The sequence below is a fragment of the Brevibacterium daeguense genome, assembly GCF_021729135.1.
Classification (GTDB): Bacteria; Actinomycetota; Actinomycetes; order Actinomycetales; family Brevibacteriaceae; genus Brevibacterium; species Brevibacterium daeguense.
Window position 1 is genome coordinate 79,904 of the sequence record NZ_JAJTWW010000008.1, and the last position, 19,286, is coordinate 99,189.

Here is a 19,286-nt window from a genome sequence, read left to right on the forward strand (position 1 = left end):
CATGACTCAACGATTCGCCTCTGCAAAGGGAGTGGCCACTCTTCACGGTGAGGACGTCCTCAGCGTGTGGTACCCCGCTCCCGCCGTGTACTCCGACCGGGACTTCGCCGACCAGCAGGCGGAGGACTCGATTGCCGACGACGTGCTGGCGCCTCTCACCGGCTCGGACGAGGCCCGCGGCACGCGCACCGAGATCGTCTCGGTGACGATCGACCTCGACGAGGCGCCCGGCTCGGCCGCCGATGGCTACCTGCGGCTGCACGCACTGTCCCACCGGCTGGTGGCCCCCAACGAGCTCAACCTCGAAGGGCTCTTCGGCCAGCTCACCAACGTCGTCTGGACCTCGCAGGGCGCGTGTGCGGTCGACGGCTTCGAGCTCACCCGCGCCAAGCTCGCCGCGCGCGGGCAGCTGAGCGTCTACGGGGTCGACAAGTTCCCGCGCATGACCGATTTCGTCGTGCCCAGCGGGGTCCGCATCGCCGACGCCGACCGCGTCCGCCTGGGTGCGCACCTCGCGGAAGGCACCGTCGTCATGCACGAGGGCTTCGTCAACTTCAATGCCGGCACGCTCGGGCAGGCGATGATCGAGGGCCGGATCTCCCAGGGCGTCGTGATCGGCGCCGGCTCGGACATCGGCGGCGGCGCCTCGACGATGGGGACCCTCTCCGGTGGCAACGAGCACCGGATCTCCGTGGGCTCCGGATCGCTGCTCGGGGCCAACTCCGGCATCGGCATCTCGATCGGCGATGACTGCGTCGTGGAGGCCGGGCTCTACCTCACCGCCGGCGCGCTGGTGACCCTGGTCGACGAGGGCGGTCGCGTCGTGAAGGCGCGCGAGCTCGACGGAGCCGACAACGTGCTGTTCCGACGCAACTCCAAGTCCGGTGCGGTCGAAGCGCTGGCGCGCACCGACAGGGGAATCGTCCTCAACCCCGACCTGCACTGAGGCGACCCGGACCTGCACTGAGAACCTCTCGCTGAGCCCGGCGCACCGAGCCGGGGTGCACCGGGCTCGCTGGTCCCAGGCGCCTCCCCGCTGCCCCCGAACACGACAGAACCCCCGCGGTGATCAAACCGCGGGGGTCCTGCTGCTCTTCGGCCGTCGATCAGGGTGCTGCGCGGCGAGCCGAGTCGCTCGCCCTGCTCAGCGCTCGTTCATCGGCGTGTAGCTGCGCGCGCTCTCACCGGTGTAGATCTGGCGCGGGCGGCCGATGCGGGTCTCCGGGTCCTTGATCATCTCGCGCCATTGGGCGATCCAGCCGGGCAGGCGCCCGACCGCGAACAGCACGGTGAACATGTTCGTCGGGAAGCCCATGGCCTTGTAGATCAGACCGGTGTAGAAGTCGACGTTGGGGTAGAGCCGACGTTCGACGAAGTAGTCGTCGGCGAGAGCGATCTCCTCGAGGCTCATCGCCAGGTCGAGCATCTCGTCGTTGCCGCCGAGCTTGTCGATGATGTCGTGCGCGGTCTGCTTGATGATCGCCGCGCGGGGATCGTAGTTCTTGTAGACACGGTGTCCGAAGCCCATGAGCCGGACACCCTCCTCCTTGTTCTTCACCCGGTCCATGAACTTCTGCGGACCGTCATCGGAGGCGGCGATCTCCTCGAGCATGTCGAGGACGGCCGAGTTCGCGCCGCCGTGCAAGGGCCCGGCCAGGGCGTTGATCCCCGCCGAGATCGACTGGAAGATGTTCGCCTGGGACGAGCCGACCAGCCGGACGGTCGAGGTCGAGCAGTTCTGCTCGTGGTCGGCGTGGAGGATGAACAGCTGGTCCATCGCCTTGGCGACCAGCGGGTCGACCTCGTAGGGCTCGGACGGGAATCCGAAGTTCACCCGCAGGAAGTTCTCCACCAGGTTGAGCGAGTTGTCCGGATGCACCACGGGCAGGCCGACCACCTTGCGGTGGGCCAGGGCTGCGATCGTCGGCATCTTGGCCAGCATCCGCACCGTCGACAGGTCGATCTGGTCGTCGTCGAACACCGACAGGTTGTCCTGGTAGAACGTCGACATCGCGTTGATCGCCGAGGCGACCATCGGCATCGGATGAGCATCGTACGGGAATGCCTGGAAGAAGCGGCGCAGGTCCTCGTGCACGATGGTGTGCCGGCGCAGCCGCTGATCGAAGGCGTCGAGCTGCTCCTGAGTCGGCAGCTCGCCGTAGATCAGGAGGTAGCTGACCTCGACGAAGGTCGACTTCTCCGTGAGCTCCTCGATCGAGTACCCGCGGTACCGGAGAACGCCCTCGTCACCGTCGATGAAGGTCACGGCCGAGGTGGTCGATGCAGTGTTCGCGAAGCCGGGGTCGTAGGTGACCCGCCCGGTCTCCTTCAGCAGCGAGCCGATCCGCAGGCCTTCCGTACCGTCAGCTGCAGCCACCGAGGGGAGGGAAAGTTCCTTGTCATCGACGCGCAGAACTGCATCCTCTGCCATAGCTTCTCCTCTGTTCGAACCTCAAGAGCATCCTGAGCGTTGTTTCACAGTCTCGTCAGAGACTACCGATTTGCCGGGCCAATCGAAAATCGCATCGGAGCACCCGGCTGACCGTCGCCGAGGCGCCCGGAACCTGGGAATTCAGCCGCCTCACGCGGCGGCGAGGAGGCGCTCGGCGGCCGCCCCGATCCGTTCGTCCGGCGCGGTGAGCGCGATCCGGACATGGCGGCGCGCCGCGTCACCGTAGAAGGCTCCGGGGCCGGCGACGATGCCGAGGTCGGCCAGCGCGCCGATGGTGGTCCAGCAGTCCTCGTCCCGGGTGGCCCAGAGGTACAGGCCCGCCGTCGAATGGTCGATCCGCAGTCCGAAGGCCGCGACGGCAGGCATCAGAACCTCGCGCCGTCGGCGGTACACCTCCTTCTGCGCGCGCACGTGCTCGACGTCGTGCAGGCCCGCGACCATCGCCGTCTGCACCGGGCCGGGCACGATCATCCCAGCGTGCTTGCGCGAATTCGTCAGACTGCCGATCAGCGCCGGGTCTCCGGCGGTGAATGCGGCCCGGTACCCGGCGAGGTTCGACTGCTTCGACATCGAGTACACCGCGAGCACACCGGAGTGGTCGCCGCCGGTGACCGCGGGGTCGAGGACCGACGGCGCCGGCGCATCAGCGGCCCAGTTGAGCAGTCCGTAGCACTCGTCGGAGGCCACCACGACCCCGGCTGCGCGGGCTCGCTCGACGACTTCGGCCACAGCTTCGCGGGGCAGCACCTCGCCGGTCGGGTTGCTGGGCGAGTTCAGCCACAGCAGTCCGATCCCCTCCAGCGAAGCGCCCGCGAGCACCTGGCCGGCGTCCAGTCGCACGCAGTCGACGCCCGCCAGTGTCGCGCCCATCTCATAGGTGGGATAGGCCGCTGCCGGGCAGGCCACGGACAATCCCGCCTGGCGGAGGCCGAGCAGCGTGGGCAGCCAGGCGACGAGCTCTTTGGAGCCGATCGTCGGCAGCACCTGAGTGGCGGGATCGAGCTCGATGCCGTGCCAGTGGGAGTACCAGAAGGCGATCGCCTCGCGCAGCTGGGGCGTGCCGGCGGTGGTCGGATACCCGTGCGAGTCGGCGCCGGCGGCCAAAGCCTCGCGGATGACGGACGGCGTCGGGTCGACCGGCGTGCCGATCGACAGGTCGCAGACGCCGCCGGCGTGATCCGCGGCGCGCAGGCGGTAGGGGGTCAGCGTGTCCCAGGGGTAGTCGGGAAGGGCCAGGCCGAGCATCACTGCTGCGGTGGCAGGGCTGCGACGATCGGATGGTCCGTGCCGATGTTGCCGAGCTTTGCGGCGCCGGCCGGCGAGCCGATGTCGTCGAAGAACTCGACATTGGCCTTGTAGTACTCCGCCCACTGCTCCGGCACGTCGTCCTCGTAGTAGATGGCCTCGACCGGGCAGACGGGCTCGCAGGCTCCGCAGTCCACGCACTCGTCGGGGTGGATGTACAGCATCCGCTCGCCCTCGTAGATGCAATCCACGGGACACTCGTCGATGCAGGCCTTGTCCTTGAGGTCCACGCAGGGCTGGGCGATGACGTAAGTCACTGGCTTCTCTCCTCGTGTGCGGGCATTGTTGCGCTCCCACAACCCTACTCCCTTATAGGGTGGGAGCCGATTGCCGAACTCCGTCGAAAAGGTCACACATGCTCACACCGCGTCCGGGAATGCGGGTCGTCATCCGCTTTCGTGTCGGCTCCGACGCCTCCGATGCGCTGGGCACCGTCCTCGAGGCCGGAGCGGATTCCGTGACCGTCGACACCAAGCGGGGCCCGGTCACCATCGATACCGAGGACATCATCCTGGTCCATGAGATCCCGCCCGCCCCGCAGCGCTCGGGCAGGCTCCATGAGATCGTCTCCGCCGCCGACGTCCGCAGGATCGCGGCCAATGTCTGGCTGCCGTCAGACGTGACGTGGCTCAACTCGGACAACCTGCGCGGAGAGCAGCAGGAGGACGCGGCCTTCGTGCAGACCGGGTGGCTGCTGCGCAGCGCGCGGGGGGCGTCGCTGCGAGCCGATTCCGTGCTGCCGCTGGCCGACCCCGGAATCAGTCCCCTGGATGCGCTGGGGCTGGCGGAGAAGTGGTACGCACAGCGCTCGCAGCCGACGGTGGTGCAGATCTACTCCGAGGCCGGAAGCACCGAGCTGGCGCCCATCTGCAGCGAGCTGGCATCGCATTTCCGGGCACAGGGCTACACGCCCAGCCGTCCCACCCTGGCGCTCACCGCCGCCACGCGCGAGGTGGCCGCCGGCCTGGCCCGTCCTGCCCAGGCGGGTCTGCCCGGGCTCGTGATCGTCGAATCGGAGGACGTCCACGACATCCACTTCGAGGCATGGGGACGCCCTTCCGACCATCCTCAGCACTCCGAGTTCGCCCAGCTGATCCGCAGCGCTCCGCAGCTGCGCTTCTTCTCCGCCGTCGCGGAGCACCCCGACGGTTCGCGCAGCCTGGTCGGGGCTGTCCGGCTGGCGGTGTCGAACAAGTGGGCAGTGATCTCCGAGCTCGTCGTCGCGCCGAGTGTCAGGCGCCGAGGCGCCGGCCGGGCTCTCGTGAGGGCTGCCGCCACGGCTGCCGCCGAGCGCGGCATCCGGAGCATGCTCGCCGAGGTCGAGGCCGACAACGAGCCGGCCCGGGAGCTCTTGACCTCGCTCGGGGCGACCGAGCACCACCGCTGCTGGTTCGCAGTCCGCAGCTAGCTGCAGACCACCCGATTGACCGGGCGGTAGACCGTGGTGAACTGGTCCCGATCGATGACTTCGCCCGTGTCGTGATCCTTGATCGTCCGGAAGATGGTGATCGACCATCCTTCCCGCGGAGACTGCGGCGAGCACCTGGGACCCGACTCCCGAATGGTGCTCGGCGAGGTGAACGCGAAGCGCTCCGAGGAGGAGGATTCGACGTCGACGGTCCTTTCGCCGAAGACGCGGGCATGGACTTCGCCGCCGGCCAGGTACATGTCGAGGACCACCGGGGTGTCGGTGCTGTTGGTGAAGCGCATATCGATCGACTGCCAGTCGAGGGTGGCCTCACGGCCTTCCGGGTAGCGGGAGATATAGCGGGAATGCGCCTGGTGCTCGTTGAGTTCGAAGCCGGCGAAGTAGGCGGCATTGAACAGTGTCGTGGAGACCTGGGAGACGCCGCCTCCGTAGTCCTCGGTCATCTGCCCCTCGTTGATCACCCCGGCCGGTCGGTAGCCGTTGGCAGCGGTGCGCCGGCCGATCGTCTCGTTGAGGCTGAACTCCTCACCGGGCAGCAGCACGGTTCCGGAGACACGCTCGGAGGCGACCCGGAGGTTGGTGTCGCGATTCGGCTCCGAGCTGTAGGCGGTCGAGAAGTCGGAGATCACCTCGTCGACGTCCGCGGCTTCGGCCTCTTCGGTGGTGAATTCCGGCTCGGCCTCCACGAGGGCGACCGTCGCGGTGCGCTCCTCGGCGGTCAGCGCCGGCAGCACCGCCTCGGCGAGCTCCTCGGAATCGACGGAGACTCCGGACTCGGCGGGCACCACCTCCGGTGTTCCGTCGACGATCCGGTAGCTTGCATCCTTGGCCTCGGAGCCGACCTCCGGGTTCGCGTCGAGAGTCGCGCTCTTGAGCTTCTTGGCGTCGAACACCGGCTTCAGCTCGCCGTCGCGCGGCTCGAAGGTCAGGGACCCGGCGATGATCTCCGGGGTGATGGTCAGCTCCGAGGACTCCCCCGTCGGCTTCCCCTCCTCGGTCTCCTCCGCGGCTTCGACGACAATGTCCTCGCTCACGGCCGGGTCGGCGATCTCCGTCTGCGCGGCGCGCGCCTCCTCGGTCGTGATGTCGGGCTCCGTCTCCGCCACCTCGACTGCGAGCGGGTTGTCGCTGCGGAGCCAGTGGTCCCGGATGGTCTGTCGGATCGCGTCCTGCTCGACCACAGTGCCGGGAATGCCCTCGGTGACCACGGAGTCCGCTCCCTCGAAGGTCAGAGCGGCGTCCTCCGGGGGCAGGGAGAAGTCCTCCGCCAGCCGATCCACGACCGGACCGAACTTCTCCTCGTCGATCGCGATCACCGGAGCGTATTCGTGGGTGCCGAACAGTCGATCCCACACCACGCGCGGGTCGAGTGAGAAGTCGACCGCTCGGGCCACGGTCGCCTGCGTGTCCACCGTGAGCCCGACATCCGCCGGTTCCAGCTCAGCCTGTTCACGCTTGGCGCTGAGCACGATGACCTCACTGGCACGGGGACGAAGTTCCGCGTCGAGCTTCGCGACCGCATCCTCCTCGCTCATCCCTCCGATGTCGACTCCGGCCGCCGAGGCCTCAGCGGGCAGCGCCCGCGCGGTGAGGACGGCGGTCAGAACGTAGAGGATGCCGAGCACCAGCACGACACCGATCGTCACCAGTGCGATGGTGCGGTGGCGGTGAGATGCGGCAGCGGATCGATCGGCCATGGGCGCTCACAGACAGGGAATGCGGACATGGATCCGCGCGGTCGGACAACGAGTTCTGGTCAATGTACTACAGGCCCCGGGATCACCCGGGTTGTGTTCGGTTGCGGTCAGCGGCCGGAGCCGCCGGAGTTCGCTCCGTCGGCCGAGCGCGGGGCACCGGCCGAGGAGTCATCCGTGCCGGGTGCCGGACGCTTGAGGGCGGGCAGCGTGAAGGCCATGATCGCGGCCATGATCATCGGTCCGAACAGCCATGCAAGACTGCGCAGCGACCCCGTCACGACGAGATCCGAACCGGGCAGGATCCCGGGCTGGCCGAGCATGAAGCCGATGAGCGAGATGACGACAGCAGTCAGGACCATAAGCCTTGTCGAGCGGTACAGGGTCGCGATGTGCCACAGTCCGGCCAGTGTCAGGGCCAGGGAGATGGTCGCGCCCCACGGCAGCACCACATCCTGTCCGGCGAGGTCGACCGCCGTGGCGTTGAGGTGCTGGAAGGAGCCGAGCGCGCCGATCAGAAGGCCCAGGAGCACCGCGTGGATGACCGCGCCGATCCCGCCTCGCCCGCCGGCTCGCCCCGGCCGTGCCCCCGCCCGCGAGGCGACCCCTGCCGGCGAGGCTGCAGGTGCGTCGGCGGCCGCCTCGCCGGGGCGCGGAACGACGTCGAGCACGTTCCCGTGGGGTGTGCCGGCAGCGAGCTCGGAGCCACTGTGCTGCAGGTCGGGATCGGAGTAGTACTCGACGTCAGCGATGTGCTGGCCGATTCCGTTGGACAGCGTGAAGAACTCGCCGGCGACGGTGACCTGAGTGTGGTGGGCGGCCATCGCCATCGCCTTGGCCCCGTAGACCTCGGTGACGTCCTGGGCGACGGCGATGGGCGCCTCGGCCGCGATCGTCGGGATCTGCTCGGCAGGTGCGAAGCCGGTGAGTTCGAATCCGGGCCGCTGCGGGTCGAAGGCGGCGGCAGCGGCCTCGGCCGGGGTGTCGGCGAACAGCAGCTTCGGTCGCTGCGGCTGCGGGACTGACTCGACCGCGAGGACGGTTGCCCGGTGGACGTGCCGGTGGTCCGGGTGTCCGTATCCGCCGCCGTCTGCATAGGTGATGACCAGCTGCGGTCGGACGTCGGCGATCACCGAGGCGACGTAGGCCGCCACCTCGGAGGCAGGCACCCGGCACAGCGCGGCGGCCGGCATGTCTGCCGGTTCGGTCGCGTGGCCGTCGGGCCCCCACTCCATGCCGGAGTCCTCGAAGCGCCGACTGGGCCGGCCGTCGGCTGCCCCACCGGCGGGCCCGTCCCCGAGGAATCGGAAGTCGGCGACCCCGAGCACCGCCATCGCCGCAGCCAGCTCGGTCTCCCGGTGCGCGGCCAGTGAGGCGCGGTCGCCTGCCAGGTGCGCGTACTCGGCTCCGATCACCTCGCCGCCCTCGCCGCGGGTGGCCGTCAGCAGGACCACCTGCGCCCCGGCGGCGACAAGCGACGCCATGGTGCCGCCGGTGAGGATCGACTCGTCATCGGGGTGGGCGTGAACGAAGAGGACACGCGCCTCGGCGGCGGGAATGCTCTGCGGGCCGGGCTGAGGAGCTGGGGCGAGCGGGGGCTGGGTCATGCGTTCTGTCGGCGCCGGGCGTTGAACAGCTTGTGTCGCTCCTTCTGGTCGAGCACGACCTTGCGGATGCGGACCGCGGAGGGGGTGACCTCCACGCATTCGTCGTCGTTCGCGAACTCGAGGCTCTCCTCGAGGGTCAGGCGGCGCGGCGGTGTCAGGTTCTCGAAGGAGTCCGCGGTCGCCGAGCGCATGTTGGTGAGCTTCTTCTCCTTGGTGATGTTGACGTCCATGTCGTCGGCGCGCGAGTTCTCGCCCACGATCTGGCCCTCGTACACCTCGGAGGTGGGCTCGACGAAGAAGGTGCCGCGCTCCTGCAGGTTGATCATCGCGAACGGGGTCACGGTGCCGGGGCGGTCGGCGACCAGCGAGCCGTTGGTGCGGAACTCGATGGCGCCCGCCCACGGCGTGTAGCCCGCCGAGATCGAGTTGGCGATGCCGGTGCCGCGGGTCTCGGTGAGGAAGCGCGTGCGGAAGCCGATGAGTCCGCGTGCGGGAACCTTGAACTCCATCCGGACCCAGCCGCTGCCGTGGTTCGACATCGTCTCCATCGTGCCCTTCCGGGCGGCCATGAGCTGCGTGATCGCGCCGAGGTGCTCCTCCGGCACGTCGATCGTCATGTGCTCCAGCGGCTCGTGCACGACGCCGTCGATCGTCTTGGTCACCACCTGCGGCTTGCCGACCGTGAGCTCGAAGCCCTCGCGGCGCATCTGCTCGACCAGGATGGCCAGGGCGAGCTCGCCGCGACCCTGCACCTCCCAGGAGTCCGGCCGCTCGGTGGGCAGCACGTTGAGGGACACGTTGCCGACGAGCTCGGCGTCGAGGCGGTCCTTGACCATCCGAGCCGTGACCTTCGTGCCCTTCTCCCGACCGGCGAGCGGCGAGGTGTTGATGCCGATCGTCATCGAGATCGCGGGGTCGTCGATCGTGATCGGCGGCATCGGGCGCGGGTCGTCGGGATCGGTGATGGTGTCGCCGATCATGATGTCGCTGACGCCGGCGATCGCGACGATGTCACCGGCCGACGCGGATTCGGCGGGAACGCGCTTGAGGCCCTGGGTCTCCAGGAGCTCGGTGATCTTCATGGTCTTCAACGCGCCGTCGCCGGTGATCCAGGCGACCTGCTGTCCCTTGTGGAGGGTGCCGCCGTAGATTCGCAGCAGCGCCAGGCGGCCGAGGAACGGCGACGCGTCGAGGTTGGTGACGTGCGCCTGCAGGACGCCGTCATCGTTGTACGCGGGAGCCGGGATGTGCTCGAGGATGGCGGCGAACAGCGGCTCGAGGTCCGGGTTGTCCGGCAGCTCGCCGTCGGCGGGCTGATGCGTCGATGCGCGACCCGCCTTGCCGGAGGTGTAGACGGTGGGGACGTCGAGCAGCGCGTCGACGTCGATGTCGGGCACCTCGTCGACCAGATCGCTGGCCAGGCCGAGCAGCAGGTCCTGGGACTCCTCGACCACCGCGTCGATGCGGGCGTCCGGGCGGTCGGTCTTGTTGATCGCGAGGATCACGGGCTTCTTGGCGGCCAGCGCCTTGCGCAGCACGAACCGGGTCTGGGGCAACGGCCCCTCAGAGGCGTCGACGAGCAGCACGACACCGTCGACCATGGACAGGCCGCGCTCGACCTCGCCGCCGAAGTCGGCGTGACCGGGGGTGTCGATGACGTTGATGACGACGCGTTCGCCGCCGGCGGCAGGGCCGCTGTAGCTGACGGAGGTGTTCTTCGCCAGGATGGTGATGCCCTTCTCACGCTCCAGGTCACCGGAGTCCATGACGCGGTCCTGCACCTCACCATGGTCGCCGAAGGCTCCGGCGTGTCTGAGCATGGCGTCGACGAGCGTCGTCTTGCCGTGGTCGACGTGCGCCACGATCGCGACATTGCGGCGGTCGGCCCGGCGTGAGGTGTGTTCGGTCATCGAGTCCCTTTGCGAAGTATTGCGGAAGTCCAACACTCCATTGTACGGTCTCGCGCGCCGAACCCCTGCACTCAGCACAGGGCGGGGAGAACCACCCAGGGCAGGCCGCCGGGCCGCTGAGGAAGGGCGAGGCGGACGCGGCGGCAGCACTCACCGGTGAAGCTCCTGGTCAGCGACCGTTCGACAGTTGTTCATCCGACGTCTGCTCAGATTTCTCTCATAATCCACCCATACTTTCGGCCTATGACGCCGACCCGACTGCTGACCGCTCCAAACCGGCACCTCGGCGCCACGGCTCGGGTGTGGTGGGCCGCGCTGGTAGTCTGCGCCGCCGTCCTGGTCGTGGTTCTCGTCGTCGATGCCCTGAATCGGCTGGCGGGGACCCGCGGGATCTTCCCGGCATTCGCGCACCCAGTGTTCGACAGCGATCGCGATCGGGGGCTCGCCGAGACGGTCGGCTACCTGCAGCTGCTGGTCGCGGCCGGAGCTCTCGTCTACACGGCGCTGAGCATGGGCCGGGCGTCGATCCACTACGTCTTCGCGGCTGCCTTCGTGGTCGTCATCGCCGACGACGGCCTCGAGCTGCACGAGAACTGGGGCGGGGCGGTGTCCGACACGCTTGGATTCCGGTCCGCGATCGGATTGCGGGGGCAGGACTTCGGCGAGCTCGTGGTGTGGGGGCTCCTCAGCCTCCCGATCGTCGTCGCCCTCCTCATCACCTGGTTCCGCAGCTCGATCCGAGCCCGGCGCCAGGCGGTGGTGATCACCGGCGGGATCGTGCTCCTGGTCTTCTTCGCGGCGGTGCTCGACGGCCTTGGCCCGGCTTCCGGTCTCCTCGGCTGGTCGGATCGCGCCCGCTACCTGGTCAAGCTCGTCGAATCCGCGGGCGAGCTGGGCTCGATGAGCGTGATCATGCTCAGCGCCCTGTTCTTCGCCCTGCGGCAGCGCCTTCGATCCGCTCACCCCGAACACGCAGCCGGCGAAGCGCTCGACGGAGAGCAGTTCAGCGGCGAGCGGGGCGATCCGGCGTAGTCAGCAGCAATCCGCGGATGTCGCCGCACTGCGTGAGCGGACTCAACCGCCGGACCGGGCCACCCGGACCAACGGACTGCGGACCAACCGACGGCGGAGGATCACCAGCCCGGGCATCACCAGCCGCGGGCCGACCACTCCGGGATCTGGGGGCGCTCCGCGCCCAGCGTGGTCGACGCGCCGTGGCCGGGCAGCACCAGCGTCTCATCCCCGAACTCGTCGAAGACTCGCTCCTGCAGATCCGACATCAGCGACTGGAAGTCCTCCGAGCTCCAGGTCTTGCCGGGGCCACCCGGGAACAGACTGTCGCCGGAGAAGATCACCGTGGTGCCGGAGGCATCGCGCAGCACGTAGGCGATGGAGCCGGGGGTGTGTCCGCGCAGGTGGACGCACTCGAGCACGAAGCCGTCGAAGTAGAGGAAGTCGCCGTGCTCGACCGGACGGGTGATCGGGGCCCCGCCCTCCTGCTCGGGAATCGCGGGCGCGTCGATGCTCCCCGCCACCGTTGCAGCCGCGTGACGGCCCGACACCTCAGCCAGCGCGCGCACATGATCCCAGTGCTGGTGCGTGGTCAGCACGTGGGTGAGCTTCGTCGGGGCATCCGTGTCGGCCGCGCCCGCGCGAAGGAGCTCCTCGATCGCCGCGGCGTCATCGGCGGCATCGATGAGAACCTGGTCGCCCGAGGTCCGGGACGTCAGCAGATAGACGTTGTTCGCCATCTCGGACACGCTGATCGAACGGACGACGACGGTGTCGAGGACAAGCGGTTCCATGTGTCTCCCCTGCAGATCGGTGCGCGGCACCGGCGTGGTCCGGCGCCCGGGCCTCCAGCCTAACGCCGAAGCGGCCCTGGGCTGAAGGCCGACGACGCCGGGCGATGCGGACCGACCGGCTTCACCACTTGCCCCGGGTGTACTGCGGTGGATAGGGCGCCTCGCGCCAGTCGAGACCGAGTTCGTGCGCGGCCCGCAGCGGCCAGTTCGGCTCCCGCAGCGCGGCCCGGGCCAGCAGCACGACGTCGGCGTCGCCGGTCGCGAGGATTCCCTCGGCCTGCGCCGGCTCCGTGATCAGACCGACGGCACCCGTGGTCACCCCGGCTCCGGCGATCTCCCCGGCGAGCGGGACCTGATAGGACGGCCCGATCGGAATGTCGGCGAGGACGTTCCCGCCGCTGGAGACATCGATGAGATCGACGCCGGCGTGCTGCAGCTGCACGGCCACCTCGGTGGCCTCCGCGATGTCGAAGCCTCCCTCGGTCCACTCCGAGGCGGACATCCGGACGAGCACCGGCTTCGATTCGGAGAAGTTGGCGCGCACCGCCTCGTACACCTCGAACAGCAGGCGAGCACGGTTCTCCAGTGTGCCGCCGTAGGCGTCTGTTCGAGTGTTCGACAGCGGTGACAGGAATTCGTGGATGAGGTAGCCGTGAGCAGCGTGGATCTCGACGACATCGATCCCAGCGGCGTCGGCCCGGGCCGCTGCAGCTCCGAAGGCGGCGACCACCTCGGCGATCTCCTGCTGCGACAGCCCGCGCGGAGCGGCCAGACCGGGGAAGGCCAGATCGGACGGACCCACGGAGGCCCAGCCTCCCTCGTCGACCGGAACAGAGCCCTTGGGCTCACCGACGAACGGGCGGAACGTGCTGGCCTTCCTGCCGGCATGGGCCAGCTGGACGCCGAAGGCAGCGTGCTGGGAATGGACGAACTCGGCCACCTGCGCCCACGCGTGCGCTTGGTCGTCGTTCCAGATGCCGGCATCCTGCGGCGAGATCCTGCCCTCGGGGACGACCGCGGCCGCCTCGGACATCACGAGGCCGAATCCGCCCTGCGCCCGCGCGCCCAGGTGAACGAGGTGCCAGGCCCCCGGCACCCCGTCACGGTTCTCGCAGGAGTACTGGCACATCGGGGCCAGCCAGATCCGGTTGCGGACGGTGAGCTCGCGCAGGGTGATCGGTTCGAAGAGTCGGGGCAAGGTTCGGTCTCCTGAATGGTTGCGGTTGGCCGGACCGGGGCGGTCCGCTGGGTTCACTGAGGTGATGAGTGGGTCATGGTGGGTGCTTCGGGTGCGAAGAGCCGGGCTCTCAGACGCTCGACTATCAGTTGACGATGCCACTATCAGTAGACGATGCCGAACACCCAGGTGGCCAGGGTCATGGTGGTCAGGGTGATGAGGACCAACCCGGCCAGGTTGAGCCACACGCCACCCTTCACCATCTGACCGATGGTGACATAGCCCGAGCCATAGGCCACCGCGTTCGGCGGAGTCGCCACCGGAAGCATGAAGGCGCAGGTGGCGGCCAGGGCCACAGGGATCGTCAGCAGCAGCGGATCCACGTCGAGCCCGAGCGCGATTCCGCCGACGACGGGCAGGAAGGTGGCGGCGGTCGCCGTGTTCGAGGTGATCTCCGTCAGCGCGAGGATGCCGCCGGCGGTGACCATCACCAGGAGCAGAACGGGCAGTCCCTGCAGAGCCTGGGCGCTCCGGCCGATCCACTCGGTCAGCCCCGAGGAGGAGAACTGTCCGGACAATGCCAGACCGCCGCCGAAGAGCAGCAGCACTCCCCACGGGAGCTGGACGGCGGTGTCCCAGTCGAGCAGGCGGACGCCGCGCTGCGCACCGGCAGGGATCAGGAAGAGCAGCAGCCCGGCGACCATGGCGATGCCGGCGTCGGAGATCGGCGGGTTCTCGAAGACGGTCGGGATGATGATCCAGGCCAGTGCCGCGCTGATGAAGACGCACAGCACAAGGATCTCCCCGGTCGACATCCTCCCGAGCTTGGCCATCTCTGACCTGATGAGCTCGCGGCCGCCCGGAATGCGCTCGGTCTCCGGCTTGAACAGCACCTTGACGAGCAGGAACCACGCGATGACCATCATCACGACAGCCAGCGGCACGCCGACGAGCATCCACTGGCCGAAGCCGATCGTGATGTCGTGATTCTCCTTGAGGTAGCCGACGAGCAGGGTGTTCGGCGGGGTTCCGATGATGGTTCCCAGCGACCCGATCGACGCGGAATAGGCGATGCCGAGCATGAGCGCGGTGCCGAACTTCGACTTGAGCACCGCCGACTTCGTCGACTGCTCTGCAGCGTCGCCGTCCTCGCCGTCCGAGGTGCCGTCCGCGTCGCCCGCCGAGGCGCGAGCGACAGCCGAGCTGCCCGATCCGGTTGCATGATCCCGACCGGCCAATCCCATGGTGCTGGGGTCCTTCTCCATCGCCTCGTTGACGAGGAGCAGGACCGATAGCCCGATCGGCAGCATGAGGACGGCAGTCGCGGTGTTGGACACCCACATCGACAGGAAGCCGGTGGCGATCATGAAGCCGCCGATCATCGCGCCGGTGCGCTCGCCCATGAGCGAGAGCACGACGAGCGCGATCCGCCTGTGCAGGTTCCAGCGCTGCATGGCCAGGGCGATGAGGAAGCCGCCCATGAAGAGGAAGATCGTGTCCGCCCCGTAGCTCGCACCGATCGTGCTGACGGTGACCGGCTCGTCCTCGGTGCCGCCGAAGATCGGGAAGATGATGAGCGGCAGGAGCGCGGTGGCCGGGATCGGGATCGCCTCGGTCATCCACCACACCGCCATGAGGCCTGCGGTCGCGGCCGTCAGCCGAGCCGGCTGCGGCACGTCCTCGGGCATGATCACCCACAGCAGGACGGCGAGGAACAGACCGCCGAGAATGCCGGCCCAGCGCAGGCGATTGGAGCCGATCGTCAGCCCGGGGGCGCGCAACCCCGGGGCGATGATCTGCTTGGAGGCGGGCCGTGTCGCACGCTGGTGCGCAGCGCTGCCCTGCTCCTCGGCGGGTCGTGGTGAAGACATCGGATTGCGTCCTCTCGGTGGTGCGGTGACGCCGGTGGCTCCGCGGTGGGCGCAACTCGCCGCGGTCAGCCGGCTGAGGGTTCGGTGACCAGCTGCTCTTCGAAGAAGCTGGTGAGTCGGTCGGCGACGAGTTCGGGGTGCTCAGCCACCGGCAGGTGTCCGGAGTCCGGGATCACCGCGAACTCCGAGCCCTCGACGCGCTCGTGGAGCGCGCGCATGGCCTCCGGCGGATTGGACGGGTCCTGAGCTCCGGCCAGGAACATCGCAGGGACGCTGATCGCCTCGACCGAGCCGTCGATATCGAACCGCTCGAGCGCGCGACAGCAGTCGATGTAGCTCTCGTCGTCGGTGCCCGCGAGCATCTCCAGGACGATCGGGCCCGCGGCATTGTCCTCGTCGAGGAATCCCGCGGCGAACCAGCGGTCGGCGGTGTCCGGGATCAGGCTGCGAGTGCCACCTGCTCGGACTCTGGCAATGCGCTGCTCCCACGTGCTGCTGTCACCGAATTTCGGCCCGCAGCACAGAGCGCCGATCGCGCGCACGCGCTCGGGGGCCTTGAGCGCGAGCGCCAGGGCCAGTCCACCCGAGATCGAGATGCCGGCGTAGCCGAACGTCGCGGCGTTGAGCTCGTCGGCGATCTCCAGCACGCAGTCGGCGATGCGGTCGATCGTGACCTCAGGGATCCGGGGACTCCGGCCGTGACCGGGGAGATCGAACGCCACCACCCGGAAGTCGTCGGCCAGGCGGTAGGCCACTCCCGCCCACAGTGCCTGGGTGGTGCCGAGCGAAGGTCCGAGGATGAGCACTGGGGCTGCGGGATCCGCATCGTTGATGATCGAGTAGGCGAGCTTCGACATGGGCAGGCACCTTCCGACAGGGGCTGATGTGCGGACCAACCGCAGCGATTCACTCGCTGCGCTGCTCCAGCCGCGGTGGTTCTGCATTCACTGTATCGGAGGGCGGGGACGCGGAGGCAGCTGACGAGGCGGACCGAGGGAGCACCTTGGCGATCACTCCACGACGTCGGCGAGTACGCCCTGAGACTCCTGGAGATAGCAGTGAGCGCACAGGGATTCGTAGGCCACCTCTCCCCCGTCGATGGCGACCTGGTCTCCGTCGAACACGAAGCGGTCGTCGACCTGGCGCCCGTTGAACAGCGCCTTGCGGCCGCAGCGGCAGATCGTCTTGAGCTCTTCCAGGGTGTGCGCGATCTCCAGCAGCCGGGCCGAGCCGGGGAAGGCACGGGTGCGGAAGTCGGTGCGAATGCCGTAGGCCATCACCGGCACCTCGTGCCCGGCCGCGATCCGCAGCAGCCCGTCGACCTGAGCGGCGGACAGGAACTGCGCCTCGTCGATGAGCAGACAGGCCACCGGCGCGACCGGCATGTCGAGGGTGGTGAGCAGCGCCTCAGGATCCACATACCCGGCGACGTCCGCGAACAGCGCCTCCACATCGTCGCCGGCGCCGATCAGGAAGTCGACCTTGCGGGTCACCCCGAGCCGCGAGACGATCTCGTCATCGCCTTTGGTGTCGAGGCTGGGCTTGGCCAGCAGCACCCGCTGTCCGCGCTCCTCGTAGTTGAATGCCGCCTGCAGCAGCGCCGTTGACTTCCCGGAATTCATCGCCCCGTACCGGAAGTAGAGCTTGGCCACCTGATGCACTCCCGTCCCATGCGCTGATCGCTGCCTGTCCGCCGCTGCGGCACCTCAAGCATCGTACCGACCACAGCGCTCCCTCCGTCATCAGTAGACTTGACCCCGAAAACCCCCTACACGATCTGGAGTGGTCCATCACTATGGCGAAGATCATCTACACCCGCACCGACGAAGCGCCTCTCCTGGCGACCTATTCGCTCAAGCCCATCGTGGAGGCGTTCGCGACGACCGCCGGCGTGGAGGTCGAGACCCGGGACATCTCCCTGGCCGGTCGCATCATCGCGCTGTTCAGCGACTACCTCACCGACGAGCAGAAGCAGGACGATGCCCTCGCCGAACTCGGCGCGATGACCAAGCAGCCCGACGCCAACATCATCAAGCTGCCGAACATCTCCGCCTCGGTCCCACAGCTCAAGGCGGCGGTGAAGGAACTCCAGTCCCAGGGCTATGCGCTGCCGGACTACCCCGAGGAGCCGTCCACCGACGAGGAGAAGGACGTCCGCGCCCGCTACGACAAGGTCAAGGGCTCGGCCGTCAACCCGGTGCTGCGCGAGGGCAATTCCGATCGCCGCGCGCCGAAGGCAGTGAAGAACTTCGCCAAGGCCCACCCCCACTCGATGGGCGAATGGTCGTCCGACTCCAGGACCGAGGTCGCGACCATGGACGCCGACGACTTCCGCTCCAATGAGCAGTCGGTCGTCTTCCCCGCCGATGACACCGCCACCATCCGCCTGCGCACGGCTGACGGCACCACTGATCTCAAGTCCTTCGACGTCCTCGCCGGCGAGATCGTCGACGGCACGTTCATGAAGGCCTCCGCGCTCGACGCCTTCCTGCGCGAGCAGGTCAAGCGCGCCAAGGAGAACGGTGTCCTGTTCTCCGTCCACCTCAAGGCCACCATGATGAAGGTCTCCGACCCGATCATCTTCGGCCACGCCATCGAGGCGTTCTTCCCCGAGGTCTTCGAACAGTACGGCGAGCAGCTCGCCGAGGCGGGGCTGACTCCCGACAACGGTCTCGGCGCGATCCTCGACGGATTGGATGCGCTTCCGTCCGACGTCGCCGAGGGAGTCCGCGCCGGCGTCGACAAGGGCCTTGCCGAGGGCCCGGAGATGGCGATGGTCAACTCCGACAAGGGCATCACCAACCTGCATGTGCCCAGCGACGTCATCGTCGACGCATCGATGCCGGCGATGATCCGCATCGGCGGCAAGATGTGGGGTCCGGACGACGACACCCATGACGCTCTGGCCGTCATCCCGGACTCGTCCTATGCCGGGGTCTACCAGACCGTGATCGACGACTGCAAGGCCAACGGCGCCTACGATCCGGCGACCATGGGCTCGGTGGCCAACGTCGGGCTGATGGCGCAGAAGGCCGAGGAGTACGGCAGCCACGACAAGACCTTCGAGATCTCCCAGGCCGGCACCGTCGAGGTCGTCAACGCCGCCGGTGAGGTTCTCATGAGCCACGACGTGGAGCCCGGTGACATCTGGCGCGCCTGCCAGACCAAGGATGTGCCACTCCGCGACTGGGTCAAGCTGGCCGTGACCCGTGCCCGCCTGTCGGAGACTCCCGCGGTGTTCTGGCTGGACGACGGCCGCGCCCACGACCGCAACCTCATCGCCAAGGTCGAGGAATACCTGGGGGAGCACGACACGTCCGGGCTGGACATCCGAATCATGTCGCCGGATGAGGCCACGCAGTTCTCGCTCGACCGGATCCGCAAGGGTGAGGACACCATCTCCGTGACCGGCAACGTGCTGCGCGACTACAACACCGACCTCTTCCCGATCCTCGAGCTGGGGACCTCGGCGAAGATGCTGTCGGTGGTGCCGCTGATCGCGGGCGGCGGCCTCTTCGAGACCGGCGCCGGCGGTTCGGCGCCCAAGCACGTCCAGCAGCTCGTCGAGGAGAACCACCTGCGCTGGGACTCGCTCGGTGAGTTCTTCGCGATCGCCGAGAGCTTCCGCCACCTGTTCAACTCGGAGGACAACGCCCGTGCCGGCGCGCTCGCCGAGACCCTCGACAACGCCACCGAGACCTTCCTCCACGAGAACAGGTCGCCCTCGCGCAAGGCGGGCGAACTCGACAACCGCGGCAGCCACTTCTACCTGGCGCTGTACTGGGCCGAGGAGCTGGCGAAGCAGACCTCCGATTCCGAGCTCGCGGCGGCGTTCGCCCAGGTCGCGAAGGACCTGCGGGAGAACGAGGCGAAGATCACCGAGGAGCTGCTCGCCGTGCAGGGCTCGTCGGTCGACCTCGGCGGCTACTACAACCCTGACGAGGAGAAGACCGCCGCCGTGATGCGGCCGTCGCAGACCTTCAACGACATCATCTCCTCCCTGGAGAAGAAGCTGGTCTGATCCCACTTCCCACCC

Annotated in this window: 15 protein-coding genes; 4 read left to right on the forward strand and 11 right to left on the reverse strand. The window is 68.3% G+C overall.

The features are described 5' to 3' along the window. Nucleotide 1: 1 nt before the first annotated feature. Nucleotides 2-946 carry a 2,3,4,5-tetrahydropyridine-2,6-dicarboxylate N-succinyltransferase gene (dapD, locus tag LXN01_RS08355; protein ID WP_236864206.1) on the forward strand — a complete coding sequence of 315 codons (945 nt, stop codon included), beginning with the start codon at nucleotides 2-4 and terminating at the stop codon, nucleotides 944-946. Nucleotides 947-1,144: 198 nt separating this feature from the next. On the opposite strand, the gene LXN01_RS08360 is transcribed toward dapD, so the two are convergent. The 3 genes from LXN01_RS08360 to fdxA form a co-directional block, all read right to left on the reverse strand. Then, nucleotides 1,145-2,431, reverse strand: coding sequence for a citrate synthase (locus tag LXN01_RS08360; protein ID WP_236864207.1), 1,287 nt, complete (start codon nucleotides 2,429-2,431; stop codon nucleotides 1,145-1,147). Between the two features lie 150 nt (nucleotides 2,432-2,581). After that, the gene (dapC, locus tag LXN01_RS08365; RefSeq protein ID WP_236864208.1) at nucleotides 2,582-3,697 is read right to left on the reverse strand and encodes a succinyldiaminopimelate transaminase; all 1,116 of its coding nucleotides are present in this window, start codon (nucleotides 3,695-3,697) and stop codon (nucleotides 2,582-2,584) included. Next, nucleotides 3,697-4,014, reverse strand: coding sequence for a ferredoxin (gene fdxA / locus LXN01_RS08370; protein WP_236864209.1), 318 nt, complete (start codon nucleotides 4,012-4,014; stop codon nucleotides 3,697-3,699). The genes dapC and fdxA overlap by 1 nt, the downstream gene beginning before the upstream one ends. Before the next feature lie 98 nt (nucleotides 4,015-4,112). On the opposite strand from fdxA, the gene LXN01_RS08375 reads away from it, so the two are divergent. Beyond that, nucleotides 4,113-5,165: a GNAT family N-acetyltransferase gene (locus LXN01_RS08375; protein ID WP_236864210.1), complete on the forward strand. Its 1,053-nt coding sequence runs from the start codon at nucleotides 4,113-4,115 to the stop codon at nucleotides 5,163-5,165. Here LXN01_RS08375 and LXN01_RS08380 read toward each other — a convergent pair. The 3 genes from LXN01_RS08380 to typA form a co-directional block, all read right to left on the reverse strand. Then, complete coding sequence (locus LXN01_RS08380) at nucleotides 5,162-6,883, reverse strand: VanW family protein (RefSeq protein ID WP_236864211.1); 1,722 nt, start codon at nucleotides 6,881-6,883, stop codon at nucleotides 5,162-5,164. The two genes, LXN01_RS08375 and LXN01_RS08380, sit on opposite strands and share 4 nt — an antisense overlap. Nucleotides 6,884-6,990: 107 nt before the next feature. After that, nucleotides 6,991-8,487 carry a PIG-L family deacetylase gene (locus LXN01_RS08385; protein ID WP_236864212.1) on the reverse strand — a complete coding sequence of 499 codons (1,497 nt, stop codon included), beginning with the start codon at nucleotides 8,485-8,487 and terminating at the stop codon, nucleotides 6,991-6,993. Next, nucleotides 8,484-10,397 carry a translational GTPase TypA gene (gene typA / locus LXN01_RS08390; RefSeq protein WP_236864213.1) on the reverse strand — a complete coding sequence of 638 codons (1,914 nt, stop codon included), beginning with the start codon at nucleotides 10,395-10,397 and terminating at the stop codon, nucleotides 8,484-8,486. Before typA ends, LXN01_RS08385 begins: the two co-directional genes overlap by 4 nt. A gap of 243 nt (nucleotides 10,398-10,640) precedes the next feature. Between typA and LXN01_RS08395 the strand changes: the two genes are divergently transcribed. Beyond that, entirely contained in the window at nucleotides 10,641-11,429 is a 789-nt protein-coding gene (locus LXN01_RS08395; protein ID WP_236864214.1) for a hypothetical protein, read from the forward strand. A gap of 116 nt (nucleotides 11,430-11,545) precedes the next feature. Here the strand turns inward: LXN01_RS08395 and LXN01_RS08400 are convergent, their stop codons facing one another. The 5 genes from LXN01_RS08400 to LXN01_RS08420 form a co-directional block, all read right to left on the reverse strand. Next, nucleotides 11,546-12,202, reverse strand: a complete 657-nt coding sequence (locus LXN01_RS08400; RefSeq protein WP_236864215.1) for an MBL fold metallo-hydrolase — start codon at nucleotides 12,200-12,202, stop codon at nucleotides 11,546-11,548. 121 nt (nucleotides 12,203-12,323) lie between these two features. Continuing rightward, on the reverse strand, nucleotides 12,324-13,400 hold the full coding sequence (locus tag LXN01_RS08405) for an NADH:flavin oxidoreductase/NADH oxidase (RefSeq protein WP_236864216.1): 1,077 nt from the start codon (nucleotides 13,398-13,400) through the stop codon (nucleotides 12,324-12,326). A 143-nt stretch (nucleotides 13,401-13,543) separates the two neighbouring features. Continuing rightward, nucleotides 13,544-15,250 carry an SLC13 family permease gene (locus tag LXN01_RS08410; RefSeq protein ID WP_236864217.1) on the reverse strand — a complete coding sequence of 569 codons (1,707 nt, stop codon included), beginning with the start codon at nucleotides 15,248-15,250 and terminating at the stop codon, nucleotides 13,544-13,546. Between the two features lie 65 nt (nucleotides 15,251-15,315). Beyond that, nucleotides 15,316-16,107 (reverse strand): alpha/beta fold hydrolase, encoded by a 792-nt coding sequence (locus tag LXN01_RS08415; protein ID WP_236864218.1) that lies wholly within the window; start codon nucleotides 16,105-16,107, stop codon nucleotides 15,316-15,318. 153 nt (nucleotides 16,108-16,260) lie between these two features. Continuing rightward, nucleotides 16,261-16,902, reverse strand: coding sequence for a thymidine kinase (locus LXN01_RS08420; RefSeq protein WP_236864219.1), 642 nt, complete (start codon nucleotides 16,900-16,902; stop codon nucleotides 16,261-16,263). A 143-nt stretch (nucleotides 16,903-17,045) separates the two neighbouring features. Here LXN01_RS08420 and LXN01_RS08425 point away from each other — a divergent pair, with 143 nt between their 5' ends. Then, a complete protein-coding gene (locus LXN01_RS08425) occupies nucleotides 17,046-19,271 on the forward strand; it encodes an NADP-dependent isocitrate dehydrogenase (protein WP_236864220.1) in 2,226 nt (741 codons plus the stop codon). Nucleotides 19,272-19,286: the final 15 nt, after the last annotated feature.

Bases quoted from the DNA above. Each gene is read 5' to 3' on its own strand.
- dapD (WP_236864206.1), top strand. From the start codon at position 2: ATGACTCAACGATTCGCCTCTGCAAAGGGAGTGGCCACTCTTCACGGT.
- LXN01_RS08360 (WP_236864207.1), bottom strand. From the start codon at position 2,431: ATGGCAGAGGATGCAGTTCTGCGCGTCGATGACAAGGAACTTTCCCTC.
- LXN01_RS08415 (WP_236864218.1), bottom strand. From the start codon at position 16,107: ATGTCGAAGCTCGCCTACTCGATCATCAACGATGCGGATCCCGCAGCC.
- LXN01_RS08385 (WP_236864212.1), bottom strand. From the start codon at position 8,487: ATGACCCAGCCCCCGCTCGCCCCAGCTCCTCAGCCCGGCCCGCAGAGC.
- LXN01_RS08410 (WP_236864217.1), bottom strand. From the start codon at position 15,250: ATGTCTTCACCACGACCCGCCGAGGAGCAGGGCAGCGCTGCGCACCAG.
- LXN01_RS08375 (WP_236864210.1), top strand. From the start codon at position 4,113: ATGCTCACACCGCGTCCGGGAATGCGGGTCGTCATCCGCTTTCGTGTC.
- LXN01_RS08425 (WP_236864220.1), top strand. From the start codon at position 17,046: ATGGCGAAGATCATCTACACCCGCACCGACGAAGCGCCTCTCCTGGCG.
- LXN01_RS08400 (WP_236864215.1), bottom strand. From the start codon at position 12,202: ATGGAACCGCTTGTCCTCGACACCGTCGTCGTCCGTTCGATCAGCGTG.
- LXN01_RS08395 (WP_236864214.1), top strand. From the start codon at position 10,641: ATGACGCCGACCCGACTGCTGACCGCTCCAAACCGGCACCTCGGCGCC.
- typA (WP_236864213.1), bottom strand. From the start codon at position 10,397: ATGACCGAACACACCTCACGCCGGGCCGACCGCCGCAATGTCGCGATC.
- LXN01_RS08380 (WP_236864211.1), bottom strand. From the start codon at position 6,883: ATGGCCGATCGATCCGCTGCCGCATCTCACCGCCACCGCACCATCGCA.
- dapC (WP_236864208.1), bottom strand. From the start codon at position 3,697: ATGCTCGGCCTGGCCCTTCCCGACTACCCCTGGGACACGCTGACCCCC.